The organism is Gordonia terrae (assembly GCF_051789125.1).
GTDB lineage: Bacteria > Actinomycetota > Actinomycetes > Mycobacteriales > Mycobacteriaceae > Gordonia > Gordonia terrae_A.
This window is the reverse complement of record NZ_CP196526.1, coordinates 2,616,035-2,632,655: the sequence shown is the minus strand read 5'-3', so window position 1 is coordinate 2,632,655 and position 16,621 is coordinate 2,616,035. Positions and strand designations below refer to the sequence as shown.

Genomic DNA, 16,621 nt, shown 5'->3' with positions numbered 1-16,621 from the left:
AAACCCGCACAGTCGACGGAGTCCGCAGGCGGCCAGATCTGCTCCCTGAGGTGCGAGCGCAGCGAGCCACGAAGGGCGACCGTGAGATCGGCACGGCCCCTTCGTGGCTCGTCGCTTGCGCTCCTGATACCTCAGGGAGCGGAGACAGGAACGCTCAGATCTTGCGGTGCCGCAGGTTGATCGGCAGGCCGTCGGCCGGGGTGGGGCCGGTGCCGTAGGTCAGCTCCGGGCGGTAGCCTGCCGGAACGTCCCACTCGAAGCGCTGCAGCATCTGGTGGAGGATCGACTTGACCTCCATGCCACCGAAGTACAGCCCGATGCACTTGTGTGCACCGCCGCCGAAGGGTGCCCACGCGAAGCGGTGCACCTTGTCCTCGCGACGTTCGTCGGAGAACCGTTCCGGATCGAAGTGGTTCGGGTTCGGCCACCATTCCTTGCGCAGCATCGTCGCCCACGGATGGATGGCGAGGAGCGTGCCCTTCGGAATGAAGTGGCCGCAGATCTCGGTGTCCTCGATGGCCATCCGGAAGAGCATGCCGACGGGGGCATTGAGCCGCAGTGTCTCCTTGAACGCGAGCTCCATGCTGGGGAGCTTGTCGACGTCGTCGTAGTCGATCGTCGGCTTGTCCAGGGCGAGCGATTCCTCGCGGAGGCGCTGCTGCCATTCCGGATGCCGGCCCAGGAAGTAGGTCAGCATCGACAACGCGATGGTGCTGGTGTCGTGCGCGGCCATCATCACGAAGATCATGTGGTTGACGATGTCCTCGTCGGTGAAGGTCTCTCCCTCGTCGCTCTCGGCGTTGCACAGGACGCTGAAGAGGTCGTCGCCGTCGTTGCCGCGCCGCAGCGGGATCTCCGAGCGGAAGTACTCCTGCAGCGCCTCGCGCCCGCGGAGGCCCTGCGCCCACGTCCAATTGCCGACGTCCTTACGGACCATCGCCTGGCCGCCGCGTACGGCTGCCTCGAAGGCGTGCTCGAGGCGGTGGGCCTCGGACTCGCTGACGTGTGCGCCCATGAACACCTCGGTGGCCAGCGACAGGGTGAGGTCCTTGGTCCGCGAGTACATGCGGAAGCCGTTGCCCACCTCCCAATTGGCCAGTGTCTTCTCGATGTGCGGCGTCATGATGTCGAGGTAGCCGTTGAGGCGCGGACGGCTGAACGCCTGCTGCATGATGCGGCGGTGCTGCATGTGCTCGTCGAAGTCCATGAGCATCACTCCGCGGCGGAAGAACGGTCCGATCATCGGCTCCCAGCCGAGTTCGCTGGAGAACGCCTTCTTGCGATTCATCCAGACGGCCTCGATGGCATCCGGGCCCACCAGGGTCACCATGTTCATGCCGAGTGCACCCGACCACGACACCTGCCCGTACTTCTCGTAGCGGTCCATCGCCGACTTCAGCGGGTCGACCAGCGCCTCGAGCGTGTTACCGAGCCACGGGATCCCCGGGTCACCCATCACGGGCTTGAGGTCCGAGCCCTCGGGTGGCTCGGCCAGAGGGCGCTCCGAGCTCGGGTACCGCCGGCTCGCCGCCGCCAGCACGGTTTGGATCTGCTTTTTCCGACTCGCCATCTTCTTGCCACTCCCCATCGATCCGATGTGCGTTACATCACTATGCACCATTGGAACGGATAGTAGCGAATGTTTCAAGCATGCCGTGGCGACGGGGTGGTCAGGCTGGATGGATCAGCGTGTCGTGGACGGGTCGCACACCGATCAGACGCGGCGCGGAGACCCCCAGCGCCAGGAGTACCACCAAGCCCCAGAGCAGGTATGACGATCCGATCACGTGCTGCCACCACGTCCAGGACAGCTCGGCGTCGTAGCGCTGCGGGACGATCTGATGGGGCGCCACGGCGAAGATGACCAGACCCGACCCCACGAGCCACCACCACGCCGACGAAGCCTCTGGCCGTGTGGCGAGGTGAATCAACAGCAGGAGGAGCGGGACGATCCAGACCCAGCTGTGGTCCCACGCGACCGGCGAGCAGTACAGCGCCGCGCAGGCGACGGCGATCAGCGCTGCGAGGTCGCCGGGGCCGGTCGCGGTGGCGTCACTTCCGGGGGCCGCCGACAGCAGGCGCCAGGCCACCCAGGCGATGAACAGGCCCACGGCCAGTGAGGCGAGGAACCACGCCAGATCGGAGTCGAGTCCGAGACGTCCGAGCTCACCCTTGAGCGACTGGTTGTTCGCGAAGTGCGGGCTCCCGATGCGATCGGTGTCGAACAGGGTCGACGTCCAGTAGGTGACCGAATGACTCGGGGTGAGCAGGTATCCGACGCCGGCGTATCCGATCGCGGACACGGCGGCGACGACGAGCGCACGCCAGTCCCGCCGCAGGAAGAAATACAGCAGGAACACCGCGGGGGTGAGTTTGATCGAGATGGCGAGTCCGACGAGCAGCCCGTTCCACCACCGGCCGCGGCCCAGCATCGCGTCGACGACGACCAGCGTCATCAGCACGATGTTGATCTGACCGAAGTTGAGCGTGTCGCGCACCGGTTCGAGCCACAGCCCGATCGTCGCGGCGAGTGTTGCCAGCCACCACAGGTCGGCCGGCGGACGGTTGACGAGGCGCGACAGCACGATTCGGCACACCAGGAGCAGGCAGCCGATCGAGATGGCGGTGAACAGGATCTGGCCCAGCCACAGGGGGACGATCGTGAACACCGAGAACAGGCCGGCGGCGAGGGGCGGGTAGGTGAAGGGCAGGTGGGCTCCTTCGGCAAGTCGCGGGAGGTCGCCGTAGAGGTCGCCGCCGTCGATCAGGACCCGGCCGCCCATGCGGTAGACGTCGAAGTCGATCCGGTACGGCGTCGGTGGCTGATTCGGCAGGACGACGATGGCCAGAATCGAACTGATGACGAACGCGGCGAGCGTCCCGCCTCGAGCCCGGGCCGATCCCAGGTAGTGGTCCAGTGCACGGTCGGTCTTCACTGCAGGTGTCACGAGCCCTCGCTTCCGAGCGGATCGTATCGTGGTGGCCTCGCCCCTCTCGTCCTGGACGTGCTCGGGCTGTCAGGTGTCCCAGTCCACCGCGTCGGCCATCGTCAGGAGTCGCCGGCGACGCTCCTCCCGTGTCGCGCCGACCCATGCGATCAGCCCGTACACGTGTGCCCGGAAGTCCGGATGGTCGTCGTGATTCTGCGACGCCGCGCCGTGGCGGCGGGCGTTGTGCAGCAGAGCCCGCAGGTTGTCGTAGTCCGATCGGGCGACCTGAGGCCGGTCGTTGACCACCAGGCCGGCGAGGCGCTGCTGCTGGTGCCGGCGCATGATCCGGACCTTGTCGTCGTGCACCGTGAAGTTCTCGGCTTCGACGATGCGCAGGACGGTCCAGAGTGCACGGTCGGCGTCCATGGAGTCACCCGAGAGGGCGAGGTCGTCGCCGTAGCGGGTGTACCGGAGTCCGTGGCGTCGGGCGTAGCCGTCGATTCGACGGTCCAGCGGACGCAGAACGAGGTTGGCGAGATGGGGTGAGGTCGGCGCGCCCTGCGGGAGATGGCGTTCGCGCAACAGGGCGGCGTGACCGATCCCGATGCCGCCTAGTTCATCGACAGGCGTTGTCGTGGTACACAATTCGGCCAGGATGCGGGCGATGTGCGCGGGGTACCCGGCGTCGCGGAACACCGCGCGGACACGCGCGACGGTGATGGATTCGAAGCAGTGCCGCAGATCGACCCGCAGCACCACCGGACGGTCGGTGTGCGGCCACGCGAACGCGGCAGCCGACGATCCCGGGACGAACCCCCGCGCGGCCCGATGCGCCGGTATCTTCTCGACGAGCCGACGCAGGAGGCGCCGTTGGGTCTCGCGCATCCGTGGTTTCGGCGCTTCGAGGAGGCGCACGCCGTCGCGCTTGGGACGCTGCCAGGTCCGGTAGTGGCGCAGCGGTGGACGTGCCGTCCGCAGCCATCCGCCCCGATCGGCAAACCACTCGAGTTCGGGGACAGTGAAATCGAGCCAGTGGGCAAGCTGGGTGACGTCGTACAGGTCGGGTAGATCGTCGGGAACCGTGCCGGGCGAGACCGGTTCTCGGAGGATCAGCGGCACGCGGACCTGCTCGGGCGGGTGGATCCACGGTGCCAGGGCCTCGGTCAGTACCTCCGCGGCGTGGCGGGGTTCGTGCGGGGACAGCTCGAACACACGCGACGCCACGTCGTCGACGAGGTGCGCGGGCATCACGGCCCGCACCGCGTCCACCACTTCTGGCCAGGTCCAGGCGGCGTAGGTGCGCGAGAACGCCGCGGCGATCTCGGCCGCCTCGGCGGCGCTCAGGAAGGCTTCGGTCACGCGGCACCCCGCTGCCGCAGGCTGAACTGGTGATGAACGACGGGTGTGGTGACCAGAACTGTGGTGTCGCGGCGCCGCGGAGCACGTGCAGCGTGCGGGCCGGCGTCGGACGCAGGAACCAACTGTGGACTGCACCCAGGGGTTACCCCTGAGACGGATCGCAAGGATCCGCTCTCACCTCGCCCGCCGTTCATCGGGGCCCATCGTGCCATGACGGGGTGACACAGAGGGCAATACGAGGGTGCTGGCGGGTCGCTTGGATGTGACTCCTGGCGCTGCGCTCCTTCAGTGGGCGCGTTCCAAGTGGGCGATCACTTCTGGTCGGCCGGGGGACGTCGTGCTCGCGTGGCTGGTCACAAGGGCCTCGGCAACCGGTGGTGCGCGGATCGACAGCGCGAGGGCAACGGCTCTTCAGACGACGCACCTCGCTGATCGTATGAGCGTCAGTTGAGGACACATCCACCAATCTCGGAAAGAAATCAGAGACGGGTGTGACTGGAGTTCACCACAGTTGCCGAGTGGGAAAGGAATGAACTCAATTCCCCTACGTACCAGTCGCATTCGGCTGGATCAGGCTGTGGATATTCCTGGCATTCGAACGTATGTTCGCGTACTGTGGAGTCATGGCAGAGCTCGACACCCTCCTCGATCAGCTCATCGAGACCACCCCGCCCACCGGCGATCGCACGGGCGGAACGACATTCGAGGCGTTGAACACGCTGCGGTTGATTCGCAACGTCGTCGACCATCAGATCGTCACCCACACAGCACAACTCGACACCCTCGGGGTTGCCCGGAAGGCGGGCAGCACCACGCGGAAGCTCCTCATCGAGATGGGCCACCCACCCGCCGCCGCTTCACGCGTCATGCGGATCGTCGACGCACTACCGATTCGGGAAAGGGTCAACCGTCATGCCGCCGACGGACGTCTGTCCACCGAAGTCGTCGATGCAATCGTGCGCGGTTTGGCACACATCGAAACACGCTGTCCCGAGACTCTTTCCGACGAAGACCAGACCGCCCATGAGGTCGACCTCATCGGTCAGGCACTTTCCGGAGCGACACCGACACAGGTGCTCGAACACGCCCGCACCATCGGCAACACCATCACCGACGCCGCCGACACCGGCCTCCCCGCCGCCGACGACTCGTCACTGAACTCGGTCAACGCCCACACCACCGACGACGGCCGCATCGACATCCGCGCCGACCTCACCCAAACAATCGGCGAGAAATTCCTGACCATGATCGACGAACGGTCCTGCCTGCGGCCCGAACCCGACGGCGCCGAAGACCGCCGGTCTGCCGAGCAACGCCGCGCCGACGCCTTCGAGCTCATCCTCGACCAAGCCGCACTCGGAGCGAGCATCGACAGCATCGGGTCCCCACGCACGCAACTCTTGCTGACCATCCCCGCCACCGGCACCGCCCCGGCGTCGCTGCCGTGGACCGGATCCGTCAGTCAGGCGACCGCCAAACAGGTGTCGTGCGACGGGACCTTGACCGAGATCGTGCTCGACGGCGAAGGCGTCCCGCTACAGATGGGACAGACCCGCCGACTGTTCCCCGCACACCTGCGCAAAGCCGTCATCGTCCGCGACACCTGCTGCATCAAATGCGGTGCGCCACCGTCGCATACGCAGGTCCATCACATCGAGCACTGGGCGGACGGCGGCACCACCGACCTCGACAACGGTTGCCTGCTCTGCCAACGCTGCCACACCCAAGTCCACCACCACGGCTGGGACATCATCCTCGGCTACGACCGACACCCCTGGCTCGTCCCGCCCGCCACCATCGACCCCCTGCGCCGACCCCTACCCGCCTACAACCGACGCACCATGACACTCGACAACGCCGCCTGAGCCCAAGACCTCGCGTAGCACTTTTCGCACCCGGCAGCGCCCGGGACCGCGACAAGTTCCTTGACAACTCCACAGAGATTGAAAATCCAAGAGAACTCGGCGCCAGCAATCCGGTCCCGCTCGGCGGTGCTGAGCGGGACCGGGTCGGTCGACGGACACACGTCCCGTTGACGGGTCGTGACGCGCGTTATCGGCGCATACGACCGTTTGATCGAGTTGAGTGCGTCAGACGCCGACGTACTCGGCGAGGTGCTTGCCGGTGAGGGTCGAACCGTCGGCCACGATCTCGGCGGGTGTGCCCTCGAAGACGATCCGCCCCCCGTCGTGGCCCGCGCCCGGTCCCAGGTCGATGATCCAGTCGGCGTGCGCCATCACCGCCTGATGATGTTCGATGACGATCACCGACTTGCCGGAGTCCACGAGGCGGTCGAGCAGGCCCAGCAGTTGTTCGACATCGGCCAGGTGGAGGCCCGTGGTCGGCTCGTCGAGAATGTAGACGTCGCCCTTCTCCCCCATATGGCTCGCCAGCTTCAGCCGCTGGCGTTCACCGCCGGACAGGGTCGTCAGCGGCTGACCCACCTTGATGTAGCCGAGACCCACGTCGACCATCCGATGCAGGATCTTATGTGCGGCGGGGAGTTTGGCGTCACCGTCGGCGAAGAACTCCTCGGCCTGGGCGACAGACATCTCGAGGACCTCGCTGATGTTGCGCCCGCCCAGGGTGTAGTCGAGCACCTCGGCCTGGAACCGCTTGCCCTCGCACACCTCGCACGGGGCAGCGACCCCGGCCATCATCGCGAGGTCGGAGTAGACCACGCCCGCTCCGTTGCAGTTGGGGCACGCACCCTCCGAGTTGGCACTGAACAGAGCCGGTTTGACGCCGTTTGCCTTGGCGAAGGCCTTTCGGATCGGTTCGAGGAGGCCGGTGTAGGTTGCCGGGTTGGAGCGTCGTGACCCCTTGATGGCGCTCTGGTCGATGGAGACGACACCGTCCTGCTTGGCCACCGTCGAGTTGATCAGCGAGCTCTTGCCGGAGCCGGCGACACCGGTGAGCACCACGAGGACCCCGAGGGGGATGTCGACGTCGACGTCCCGGAGATTGTTCGCATCGGCTCCACGGACCTCGAGATGCCCGCTCGGAGCACGCACCTCGTCTTTGACCGCGGCGCGATCCTCGAGGTGACGGCCGGTCAGGGTGTCCGCGGCGCGCAACTCGTCGACGGTGCCCTCGAAAACGATCTCGCCGCCGTCGGTGCCGGCGCCCGGACCGAGGTCGACGACACGGTCGGCGATCGCGATCACCTCCGGCTTGTGCTCCACCACGAGCACGGTGTTGCCCTTGTCCCGCAGGGCCCGCAGCAGGTCGTTCATGCGGGTGATGTCGTGCGGGTGCAGGCCGATCGACGGTTCGTCGAAGACGTAGGTGACATCGGTCAGCGACGACCCGAGATGGCGGATCAGCTTGGTGCGCTGCGCCTCTCCGCCGGACAGCGTGCCGGCCGGCCGTTCGAGCGAGAGGTATCCGAGCCCGATGTCGACGAAGGCGTCGAGGTGCTCACGCAGCGCGGCGATCAGCGGGGCCGTCGACGGATCGTCGAGCTCGGCCACCCACTGGGCGAGATCGCTGATCTGCATGGCGCATGCGTCGGCGATGCTGATGCCGTTGATCTTCGACGCCCTGGCCTCCGCGGTCAGGCGGGTGCCCTCACAATCCGGGCAGGTCGCGAAGGTGATCGCGCGGTCCACGAAGGCGCGGATGTGCGGCTGCATAGCCTCGCGGTCCTTGCTCAGCATGGACTTCTGGATCTTGGGGATCAGACCTTCGAACGTGATGTTGATGCCCTCGACCTTGATCTTGGTCGGCTCCTTGTACAGCAGGTCGTTGAGCTGCTTCTTGGTGAACTTCGCGATCGGCTTGTCGGGATCGAAGAAGCCGCAACCACGGTAGATCCGGCCGTACCAGCCGTCCATCGAGTAACCGGGGATGGTGAGCGCGCCCTCGTTCAGCGACTTCGACGCGTCGTACAGCGCGGTGAGGTCGAAGTCGGAGACATCGCCGCGACCCTCGCATCGCGGGCACATGCCGCCCGTGATCGAGAAACTGCGACGCTCCTTGACCTTCTGGCCTGCCTTCTCGATGGTCACCGCACCGGCACCGCTGATGGAGGCGACGTTGAACGAGAACGCCTGTGGTGAACCGATATACGGGGTTCCCAAGCGGCTGAAGAGGATTCGCAGCATCGCGTTGGCATCGGTCGCGGTGCCGACGGTGGACCGGACATTGGCGCCCATCCGTTCCTGGTCGACGATGATGGCCGTCGTCAGGCCTTCGAGAACGTCGACGTCGGGGCGCGCCATCGACGGCATGAATCCCTGGACGAACGCGCTGTAGGTCTCGTTGATGAGCCTCTGGGATTCGGCGGCGATGGTGCTGAAGACCAGCGAGCTCTTTCCGGATCCGGAGACCCCGGTGAACACCGTCAGGCGCCGCTTGGGCAGGTCGACGTCGACGTTCTTGAGGTTGTTCTCCCGCGCCCCGTGGACGCGGATGCGGTCGTGGGTGTCAGCGGGGTGGGCGTCGGTCACCGACATTGCTGCTCGGGAAGTAGGCGGGGTGCGCGTTGCTCGGCTCATCGTCTCTCCATCGGGGCGGCGACCGACGGTGCTGGGTCGGCGCTGTGAACGGGACTCGGATCCGCGTGGCGAACGTGCGGACTCCCGGTCGATCTAACCAGGGCGCGGGTCGCCGCCGCGGCGTGTTCCACGGCGACGACCGTGTCGACGGCCTGGGGAGGCGGACATCGACCGGGACCGCACATGTCTCAGCTCGCCTGATCGATGCGAATGAGGTTGCCCGCCGGGTCACGGACGGCGGCGTCGCGGACGCCGTACGGCTGGTCCATCGGCTCCTGCACGATGTCGACGCCGCTCGCCTGCAGCTTCTCGAACAGCCCGTCGAGATCGTCGGTGGCGAGGGTGACCGCCCCGTAGCTGCCCTTGGCGATCAACTCGAGGATGGTCTGGCGTTCCTCATCGGTGATGCCGGGGTCGGCGGCCGGCGGGTGCAGAACGATCGACGTGCCCGGCTGTCCCGGCGGGCCGACGGTGAGCCATCGCATGCCCTCGTAGCCGACGTCCTTGCGGAGTTCGAATCCGAGGAGGTCGCGGTAGAAGCCGAGCGCGGCGTCGCCGTCGGTGTGCGGGAGGAAGGTGTACTGGATGGTGATGTTCATGGGATCAGGCTAGGCACCCTCACCGGCGCTGCGCTTCTCGATTCCTGATCGGTCTCGTGATGTTCTTCGCCAGGCATGCCGGGATGCCGTCCGTGGCATCGGCGGACTGTTCGCGATACACCGTCGGCGGCACCCCGACGAGTTCGGTGAAACGAGTGCTGAAGGTTCCCAACGACGAACATCCGACCTCGAAACAGACCTCGGTGACACTGAGGTCGCCGCGGCGCAGCAGGGTCATCGCGCGTTCGATCCGGCGGGTCATCAGATACGAATGCGGGGATTCGCCGTAGGTCTGGCGGAACTTGCGGCTCAGATGTCCCGCGGACATGTTCACCCCCCGCGCCAGTGCCTCGACGTCGAGCGGCTGTGCATACTCGCGGTCGATGCGGTCACGGACCTGTCTGAGCAGAGTCAGATCCCGCAGGCGCTGGTCGGAGTCGGTACGCGGCACAGACCGATCGTAGTGCCGCCACTCGTCAGACTCCGAGCAAAGCGGCGACATCGTTCGACAGCACCTCGAGACGCCGTGCCGCCTCGTCACGGGGTATCGCACCGTCTGGACAGTCGAGAACCACCTCGAGATAGCACTTCAGTTTCGGTTCGGTGCCCGACGGCCGGACGATCACCCGGTCGTCGGCGGCGGTGCGGACGACCAGCGCGTCGGTCGGCGGCAGATCGGCCGAACCCGATGAGAGATCCTCGATCTCGACGACCCGCGAACCGGCGAGGTCGCCGATCTCCGCGGACCGGAGCCGTCGCATCATCGACCCGATCCGGTCGGTGTCCTCGACCCGGATGCTCATCGGTGCGGTGGCGTGGAATCCGTGCCGGCGTGCCAGCGCGTCCAGCGCGTCGGTGAGCGTGCGGCCCCGCCGGGCCAGGGATTCGACGAGCCCGATGACGCGGACCATCGCCCCGATCCCGTCCTTGTCACGAACGCTCAGCGGATCGGTGCAGTAGCCGATCGCCTCCTCGTATCCGAAGCGCAACCCCGGGGTTCGGGCGATCCACTTGAAACCGGTGAGAGTGGCCGAGAAACGCAGACCGTGATGGGCGGCGATCTTTCCCAGCAACCGGCTCGACACGATCGAACACGCGAGGGTGTCGCCATCGCGCGTCGGATCCTGTGCGGCCTGCTCCCCCAGCAACCACCCGATCTCGTCGCCGGTGAGCTGCCGCCAGCTGCCGTCGCCCGAGGGCGTCGCGACCGAACACCGGTCCGCGTCGGGATCGAGCGCGATCACGACGTCCGCGCGCACCTCCCGGGCGAGGTCGAGCGCGAGGTCGAGGGCGCCGGGTTCCTCCGGGTTCGGGAACGCGACCGTCGGAAAGTCCGGGTCGGGCGCGAATTGTGCTGCGACGGAGTGGACGTCGTCGATTCCGGCGGACCGGAGAACCTCACGGGCCACTGTTCCGCCGACCCCGTGCAGCGGCGTCAGCACGACGCGCACCGGGCAGGGGTCGGGGTCTGCACGCAACCCCGCGGTGCGGCGGACGTAGTCCCCCACGGTGTCCTCACCGACACCGATCACGGCGTCCCGATCCCGAGGAACCTCGTCCGCAGGAGGCGCCTGCGCGATCCGGTCCGCGATGTCGGCGTCGGCGGGTGAGACGATCTGCACGCCCCGCCCCGACTCGTCGGTGGCCCGGGCGCCGAGATAGACCTTGTACCCGTTGTCGGCAGGCGGGTTGTGCGACGCGGTGATCATCACGCCCGCATCGCAGTCGAGCGCCCGGGTGGCATACGCGGTCAGCGGCGTAGGCAACCGCCGTGGCAGCGCGAACACGGTGAAGCCCTGCGCGGCAAGCACTTCGGTGGTGGCATCGAAGAAGTCGTCAGAGCCGTGTCGGGCATCGCAACCGACCACGACACGAGCATCAGGCCCGACGGTGTCGCTCAGATATCGGGCCAGGCCCGCCGTCGCGCGGGTGACAACCGCGACGTTCATCCGGGTCTCCCCCGCGCCGACCTCGCCGCGCAACCCGGCGGTCCCAAAGGTCAGCGGGCCTCGGAAACGCGACTCGAGGTCGGCGACGGCACGGGCGTCGCCGCCTGTTGCGGCGTCGATGAGATCGGTGAGTCGCGCGCGGGTCTCGGGGTCGGGATCGTGATCCCGCCAGAGCCGCGCCCGAGCGAGAGTGCTAGGCCCGCTCGCTTCGCTCCCGGCGCCGGTACCTGTCAACGGATCCGCCGACCCGGCTCGACTCGATCACCGAGCGCGACGCGGGCGTTCCGCAGGATCTGGGTGTCCATGCCGACGAGCGTTATCTTGTCGGTCGGCACCGGCCGCGTGCGTGGGTGCCCGCCGACGGTCGCACCCGGCCCCACGCGCACACGCTCGTCGAGCACCGACCACGCGATCGACGCGCCCGCACCGACCACCGCGTCGGCGAAGATGACCGAGTCGGCGACGACCGCACCCTTCTCCACGACGACACCGGGTCCGAGAACGCTGCGACGAACGGTTCCGCGGATGTGTGCCCCGCTACTGACCAGGCTGTCCTCGATCACGGCGCCTGACTCCACGCGCGCGGCCGGGCGTTGCGGCTGGCGGGTGAGGATCGGCCGATCGGTGCGGAAGACGTCGAGGGACCCGCCGATCAGGTCGCGATGCGCCTGTAGATAGGTCTCCGGCCGACCCGCGTCGATCCAGTACCCGGGCATCGCGTGCGCAACCGTCTTGCCCCGGTCGACGAACCACGGCAGGAGATGCTCGCCGAAGTCGCCGAGGCCGGTGTCGTCTTTAGCGGTTCCGGCCGACGTCTGGCTCGCCAGATACTCCAGGCCCTCGATCAGGACCGCCGGGTCGTAGATGAAGATCTCGGTGGCGATCGTGCGGGTCGTCGCGCGGTCCGGCTTGTACCGGAACTCGCGGACCGTGCCGTCACGACGACTCGTGACTGTGGCGTGTTGCGTGGCTTCGTCGAGCGGACAGGTGGTGGTGACGACGGTGCATTCGGCCTCACGGCGGCGGTGGGTCTCGAGGGCGTCACGGAAGTCGAAGTCGTAGACGTGGTCGGCACTCATCACGATGACCTCGGCGGGCCGGTGATCGGCGATCCGGTGGCGGATGCGATACAGCAGGTCTGCGTTGCCGGTGGCGAATCCGTCCTCGGTCTCGGGCGCGTCGGTCTCCTCGGGCATCACGATCCGCAACCCGCCGCTCGTGCGATCGAGGTCCCACGGACGACCGCCGGCCACGAGCTCGGTGATCGTCTCCGCCTCGTACTGCACGCACAGCCAGACATCGTCGATGTGACTGTGGTGCAGATTCGACAGCGGAAAGTCGATGAGCTGGTAGTTCCCGGCGAACGGGAGTGCCGGCTTGGCCCGCCGATCCGTCAGAACCTCCATCCGGGAACCACGCCCACCGGCCTGCACGATCGCGAGAACATCTGAATGCCGCATCAGCCCAGTCTGCCCCACGCAGCTGCCGGCTCTCGGATAGCTTGGCTCCAGTTCTCGGAAAACCCGGCGCAGTTCTCGCAACAATCGAGAGGACCACCGTGACCAAGACCGACTGCCTGGTCGTGGGTGGCGGCATCGTGGGGCTCGCCGTGGCACGTGCCTGCGCGCGCCGAGGGCTCGAGGTCGTCGTGCTCGAGTCGGCGGAAACCGTTGGCACCCAGACGACGTCGAGAAGCTCCGAGGTTCTCCACGCCGGGATCTACTATCCCCGGGGCAGCCTGAAGGCCCGCTTCTGCGTCCGTGGACGCGAACTGCTGACGCGATACTGCGACGAGCACGGCGTGACCCGCAGGCAACCCGGCAAACTCATCGTGGCCGCCGATGCCGCACAGCTCGGGCGTCTCGGGGATCTGATGCGCCTGGGCACGGCCAACGGGGTCGGCGACCTGCGACTCATCGGGCCGGCGGAGTTGCGGGAGCGGGAACCGGCGGTCGCAGGTGCCGGCGCGCTGTTCTCACCGTCGACGGGCATCGTCGACGTCGACGGCATCGTCCGGGCGTTTCGACTCGATCTCGAAGCCGCCGGCGGTGCGATCGCGCTGCGCAGCAAGGTGATCGGTGGCCGCGTCGGTCGCGACGGGTTCACCGTGGAGACCACCAACGGCGAGGCGACCGGTCGTCTGCTCGTCAACTGCGCCGGACTCGGCGCATGGGACGTCGCCCGATCGCTCACCGGATTCGACGACCCCATCCCCCCACGCCGGCTGGCCAAAGGCAACTACTTCGGCTTGTCCGGCGCGCCCGCACCGTTCCGGCACCTGATCTACCCCGTGCCGTCCGACGGCGGGCTCGGAGTGCACTTCACGATGGACCTCACCGGCTCGGCCAGGTTCGGTCCCGATGTGGAGTGGCTCGACGAGACCACGTCACCCGAGGCGATCGACTATTCCGTCGACACCTCTCGGGTGCACGCGTTCGAGCACGCGATCCGCACCTACTGGCCCGAGATGCCCACGGGCGCCCTGGTTCCGAACTACGCAGGGGTTCGTCCCAAGGTCGCGGGACGGGGTGAGCCCCCTGGTGACTTCGTCATCGCGGGCCCGGAGACTCACGGTGTCGACGGATTGGTCAATCTCTTCGGCATCGAGTCTCCCGGCATCACCGCGTCGCCGGCGATCGGTGAACACGTCGTCGGGTTGGTCGCGCCCCCGACGACGTGACCAACCCGACGAAGAATGGTGTGAGGCTGCGCGGTCAGCCCTTCTTCGATCCGTACTGGTAGGCGGCACTCGCCTGCTCGCGCACCTTCATGGCCTGGATCGCGTCGTGATGGCGACGGGCGTGATAGGCCAGCGGGAAGTACGTCAGGCGCTCGGGCAGCGCGCGGTAGGCGAAACGCAGGTTTCGATGAATTCGCTCGAGATGACGCTGCTCGGCGTCGGTCCAGGTCAGACCGAGGATCTCACGGACACGGGGGTCCATCACGCCGACGGTGGTGAGGTAGTTGAAGTTCTGGAACGGCACCGATGCGGTGGCTGCCGCCTTCTTGACCGCGGGCCGCAGCGCCTTGGGTACCGACTTCGGGATGACGGGAGCCGCGCGCATCTGATCGATCAGTTCGAGCGCGACGGGGTGACGGACCAGCTTGTTCTCGATGAAATCGTCGAAGTACTCGTCGAACTCCTCGAGGGTTTCCGGGTATCCCTTCATCGGCACCTGGACGATCTTGGCGATCCGTCGGTTGTCGCGGAGCAGTTCCTTGCGCTCTTCGAGAGTGAAGTGGCGACCGAGTACCAGCGGCGCCGCGGTCTCGATCGTGGGGAACGCCGTGGCGATGACCCACGCGTACGCCTCCGGATTCAGCGCGCTGATGTGCTTGCCCTCCGAGTTACGCATCTGTAGCGGCTGGTGGAGTCTGCGCAGGCGCTTGCCCTCCTCGAGTGCCTCCTGGCCCCCGTAGGTCCAGCGGAGCACCGAGTCGGCCGACCTGATGGCCCGTCCGACGGGATCGGTGCGGAAGACCGAGTACTTGCCGACCACGTCGCCGATGACCGGATGCATCACCTGCATGACGAAAGCCGCACCGTTGATCGGCAGGAATGTGTACATGCCGGTGAGCTTGGCGGTGAGCGACTCCGGCGGGATCAGCTCGATCTCGTCGTCACGATGGTTGAGCAGCGGCTCGACAGGAACTGTCTCCTCGGTGCCCGGTGTCGCCGGTGCCGCTGGTCCCGCTGCGGTGAGGTCGGTCGATGTCGGTTCTTCGTGTACCGCGGTCATGGTGCCCCCAACGTCGTTCTCGGCAAAGTGGATTTCGACAACATTTGTAGTCAGATTAGCTCAGGAGGGTGCGAAAACCCACCGTTTGGCGTTTTCCGGGTTGTGTGGTCGGGAATCGACCGAGGTGAGAGGGCCTGCCGAGTCAGTCGGCGGGCCCGATCACCACCGTGCGGGTGGCCAGTTCGCGGTCGCGCACCGTGAAGATCCGGGTACCGCGTTTGCGACCGGTACGCACGTCGCTGAGGTCGAATCCGGCCTCGGTCAGGCGGGCGTGCGAGGCGTCGACGTCGGCCGAACGCCATGCCACACCCCACAGCACGACCGACGGCTCAGCGGCCGGCTGCGGATCGGGGGTGGCCACGACCTCGACAATGAGGTCGCCGCGCCGGAAGAACAACTGTCGGCTGTCGGTGGCGATCCTCTGATCGAGCCGGAAGTCGAGATCGAAGGTGCCGGCGAACAACGCGACGGCCGCATCGCGGCTGCCGCAGGTGAACACGAGGTGGTCGAGGCCGGTGAGATCGCCGTCACGAACGGCCGGACCGTCGCGCGGAATGGTCTGCGCCTCTCGGTCGACGACCCCGAGGCGAGGCCGGTCACCGATCAGTCCGAGGGGCGACGGGGTCACCGGATGGTTGCGTCGGGCGAGCAGTCGCCCGACGGCCGCGGAGTCGTCGACGATGAAGTACACGCCGTGCTCGCCGGTCCCCGCCGACGACTCCCGTTCCGATGCACCGAGGTGGAGTGCGGTGTTGCCGACCCTCACGGCGAACCGTTGGTCCTCGGCAGCCGAGGCGACCACCGGCCGGTCCAGGAGCCGCTGGTAGGCAGCGGCCGACGAGGCCGGCTCGGCGCACGTGAGGTCGACGAGGACGATGGGCCCGGAGGACGCAGGAGTCACCGCTTCTTCTTACCTTTACGACGTCGCACGGACGGCGGCGGGACCCGACGGTGGATCAGCTGTGCCGAACTGGTGATGTGCCAAGCGCCACAGCTGCATTCGTAGTACCGGAGATCGGGGGCGTTGCCGATGATGTGACGGCGGAGGCGATCGATACCGTCGCGCGCGTCCGCGGGTGAGGCGAACGGCAGCTTGTCGGGCGTCGGGCAGGCCGGATAGTCGATGCCCCCGCGGTGGCTGCGTCGCGGCTGATCACGCGATGCGGTGCGTGCCTCGATCTCGCGGTAGAACGATTCGAGATCGTCGTCGGAGAAAGGCACCGCCCGATTATCCCCCGCGCCGGTGGGCGACCGAACTCAGCGGGTCCGCGTCAGCGTGCCATCCACAGCCGACGACGGATGACCTCACGCATGCGGCGCAGCTCCGCAGCACTCAGCGCGGCGGGTGGGTCGGCGTCGACCAGTCGGTTGACCTCCGAGAAGAAATCTCGATCGGTCAGGCCGAACTCCTCGACGATCTGCCGCGAGGAGCCACCTCCCAGCGGGTACCAGTCCGTCTCGAACCGGATCATCTGCTGCTGCTTGCTGTCCATGAACACCACCGAATCTGCGTTTTCGACCTACTACCCGGACGTGGTGCCGCGG

Annotated in this window: 14 protein-coding genes; 2 read left to right on the top strand and 12 right to left on the bottom strand. The window is 67.1% G+C overall.

The genetic code is table 11. The features are described 5' to 3' along the window. Positions 1-154: 154 nt before the first annotated feature. From ACSUZC_RS11960 to ACSUZC_RS11950, 3 genes are all read right to left on the bottom strand, one after another. Positions 155-1,570: a cytochrome P450 gene (locus ACSUZC_RS11960; protein ID WP_439028768.1), complete on the bottom strand. Its 1,416-nt coding sequence runs from the start codon at positions 1,568-1,570 to the stop codon at positions 155-157. A 100-nt stretch (positions 1,571-1,670) separates the two neighbouring features. Further along, positions 1,671-2,948, bottom strand: a complete 1,278-nt coding sequence (locus ACSUZC_RS11955) for a glycosyltransferase 87 family protein (protein WP_439028767.1) — start codon at positions 2,946-2,948, stop codon at positions 1,671-1,673. Between the two features lie 69 nt (positions 2,949-3,017). Then, entirely contained in the window at positions 3,018-4,289 is a 1,272-nt protein-coding gene (locus ACSUZC_RS11950) for a reverse transcriptase family protein (protein ID WP_439028766.1), read from the bottom strand. 602 nt (positions 4,290-4,891) lie between these two features. Between ACSUZC_RS11950 and ACSUZC_RS11945 the strand changes: the two genes are divergently transcribed. Beyond that, positions 4,892-6,154 carry an HNH endonuclease gene (locus ACSUZC_RS11945; protein WP_439028765.1) on the top strand — a complete coding sequence of 421 codons (1,263 nt, stop codon included), beginning with the start codon at positions 4,892-4,894 and terminating at the stop codon, positions 6,152-6,154. A 225-nt stretch (positions 6,155-6,379) separates the two neighbouring features. Here ACSUZC_RS11945 and ACSUZC_RS11940 read toward each other — a convergent pair whose 3' ends face one another. The 5 genes from ACSUZC_RS11940 to ACSUZC_RS11920 form a co-directional block, all read right to left on the bottom strand. Further along, a complete protein-coding gene (locus tag ACSUZC_RS11940) occupies positions 6,380-8,788 on the bottom strand; it encodes an ATP-binding cassette domain-containing protein (RefSeq protein ID WP_439028764.1) in 2,409 nt (802 codons plus the stop codon). 188 nt (positions 8,789-8,976) lie between these two features. After that, the gene (locus ACSUZC_RS11935) at positions 8,977-9,387 is read right to left on the bottom strand and encodes a VOC family protein (RefSeq protein WP_238419459.1); all 411 of its coding nucleotides are present in this window, start codon (positions 9,385-9,387) and stop codon (positions 8,977-8,979) included. Between the two features lie 19 nt (positions 9,388-9,406). Next, positions 9,407-9,838, bottom strand: a complete 432-nt coding sequence (locus ACSUZC_RS11930) for a helix-turn-helix domain-containing protein (RefSeq protein ID WP_439032963.1) — start codon at positions 9,836-9,838, stop codon at positions 9,407-9,409. 25 nt (positions 9,839-9,863) lie between these two features. Continuing rightward, positions 9,864-11,570 (bottom strand): phospho-sugar mutase, encoded by a 1,707-nt coding sequence (locus ACSUZC_RS11925; protein WP_439032962.1) that lies wholly within the window; start codon positions 11,568-11,570, stop codon positions 9,864-9,866. Further along, positions 11,567-12,796 (bottom strand): glucose-1-phosphate adenylyltransferase family protein, encoded by a 1,230-nt coding sequence (locus tag ACSUZC_RS11920; protein ID WP_439032961.1) that lies wholly within the window; start codon positions 12,794-12,796, stop codon positions 11,567-11,569. The genes ACSUZC_RS11925 and ACSUZC_RS11920 overlap by 4 nt, the downstream gene beginning before the upstream one ends. 98 nt (positions 12,797-12,894) lie before the next feature. Between ACSUZC_RS11920 and ACSUZC_RS11915 the strand changes: the two genes are divergently transcribed. Then, complete coding sequence (locus ACSUZC_RS11915; protein WP_439032960.1) at positions 12,895-14,016, top strand: NAD(P)/FAD-dependent oxidoreductase; 1,122 nt, start codon at positions 12,895-12,897, stop codon at positions 14,014-14,016. A 34-nt stretch (positions 14,017-14,050) separates the two neighbouring features. Here the strand turns inward: ACSUZC_RS11915 and ACSUZC_RS11910 are convergent, their stop codons facing one another. The 4 genes from ACSUZC_RS11910 to ACSUZC_RS11895 all read right to left on the bottom strand — a co-directional run bounded on the left by ACSUZC_RS11910 (position 14,051) and on the right by ACSUZC_RS11895 (position 16,569). After that, the gene (locus ACSUZC_RS11910; protein ID WP_439032959.1) at positions 14,051-15,076 is read right to left on the bottom strand and encodes an oxygenase MpaB family protein; all 1,026 of its coding nucleotides are present in this window, start codon (positions 15,074-15,076) and stop codon (positions 14,051-14,053) included. Positions 15,077-15,218: 142 nt separating this feature from the next. Then, positions 15,219-15,977 (bottom strand): VOC family protein, encoded by a 759-nt coding sequence (locus ACSUZC_RS11905; protein WP_439032958.1) that lies wholly within the window; start codon positions 15,975-15,977, stop codon positions 15,219-15,221. After that, positions 15,974-16,297 carry a hypothetical protein gene (locus ACSUZC_RS11900; protein WP_439032957.1) on the bottom strand — a complete coding sequence of 108 codons (324 nt, stop codon included), beginning with the start codon at positions 16,295-16,297 and terminating at the stop codon, positions 15,974-15,976. The genes ACSUZC_RS11905 and ACSUZC_RS11900 overlap by 4 nt, the downstream gene beginning before the upstream one ends. 50 nt (positions 16,298-16,347) lie before the next feature. Beyond that, entirely contained in the window at positions 16,348-16,569 is a 222-nt protein-coding gene (locus ACSUZC_RS11895; protein ID WP_238419451.1) for a DUF3263 domain-containing protein, read from the bottom strand. Positions 16,570-16,621: the final 52 nt, after the last annotated feature.